Here is a 1,327-nt window from a genome sequence, read left to right on the forward strand (position 1 = left end):
CTGTCATGTCCCGGGACATGTGTCAACGGGAAGTCCCGATAGATGTGTCAGGGGTTGTGGATCGTGGGGGTGGGGGTGAGGGGGATGTAGTTCTTGTCGGGGTTGAGGTGGAGGTAGCCGATGGGTTGGCCGTCGGGGTGGTAGATGGTGACGTGGTTGTTGTCGCGGATGGCGGTGACGGTGGTGCCGGCGTGGGTGGTGCCGACGCTGGTGCGGTGTCCGGCGACGGCGATGGCGCCGTTGCTGGCCACGGGGCAGTGGTGCAGGGTGGCGTCGGTTTGCAGGGGTGGGCTGGCGGGTCCGCCGAGGGTGGGTGCGTGGGTCCAGGCGTGGGCGGGTGTGGTGTGGTGGGGTAGGGCGCTGTGGCGGCGTTGGGTGTTGTAGTAGCGGCGGTAGGTGTCCAGGAGTGCTTGCAGGGCGGTGAGGGTCTGTGGTGGGGGTTGGGTGCTCAGCCATTTTTTGAGGGTTTGGTGGTGGCGTTCGACCTTGCCGCAGGTTTGTGGGTGGTAGGGGCTGGAGTTGATCGGGCGGGCGCCGTGGTCGATCAGGGTCTGCACGAAGGTGGAGATTGATCCGGGTCGGGTCCGGCGGCTGGTGAACGCGATGCCGTTGTCGCTGAGCACGATGGCCGGCACGCCGTAGGCGGTGAACGCCTGTCTGATCGCGGTGATCGCGGCTCGGGCGGTCTCCGCGGCGGCGGCGTGGCAGGCGACCAGGGTGCGGGTGCAGTCGTCCAGGACGTCGAAGACGACGACAGTGCGGCCGTCGGCGAGTTTCACTTCGGTGGCGTCGATCTGATAGCAGTCGCGGGGCCGGGCATAGCTGAAACGCCGCCACGAACTACGTGGTCGTTTAGCCGGAGTAGCCACGAGCAGGTCATGTCGGGCCAGCACCCGGTTGACCGTCGAGCGTGACGGCACCGACCAGGACGCGTCGGTGCGCCGGCGCGCATCGTCCAACGCGTCTCGGATGAAGTCAGCCCCGTTGTCCGGGCCCAGTTCAGCGCGCAGTTTGCAGATCCACGCGTCCACCTCCGGCGGCGTGACCCGCGGACTGCTACGCGGCCGCCGGGATCGTTCCTGCCACTGGCCCTCGGCCCGGATACGTGCGCGGTGCCGGTACACCGTGCGCACCGACACCCCGTGCTCACGCGCGAACTCGGCCGCGTTCACCCGAACCCCCGCCGCCAGCAGCGCGTCCAGCAGGTTCATCACATGCCGCCGAGAAGCCATGCCCGGCAGCACATACCACCCGACCCAAGATCCCTACCACGTGACACATGTATCGGGACTTCAACGCTGACAGATGTCATGGGACTGAACAGCCC

1 protein-coding gene is annotated in these 1,327 nt (G+C 67.4%); it reads right to left on the reverse strand.

The genetic code is table 11. From position 1 onward, the window contains the following. Window positions 1-47: 47 nt before the first annotated feature. Window positions 48-1,211, reverse strand: coding sequence for a DDE-type integrase/transposase/recombinase (locus AC2CHG_RS31410; RefSeq protein ID WP_484526209.1), 1,164 nt, complete (start codon window positions 1,209-1,211; stop codon window positions 48-50). Window positions 1,212-1,327: the final 116 nt, after the last annotated feature.

The organism is Micromonospora sp. ATLC20, assembly GCF_057196585.1.

What these genes read in the sequence shown, in the direction of transcription:
- AC2CHG_RS31410 (WP_484526209.1), bottom strand. Translation starts at nt 1,211, where the DNA reads ATGAACCTGCTGGACGCGCTGCTGGCGGCGGGGGTTCGGGTGAACGCG.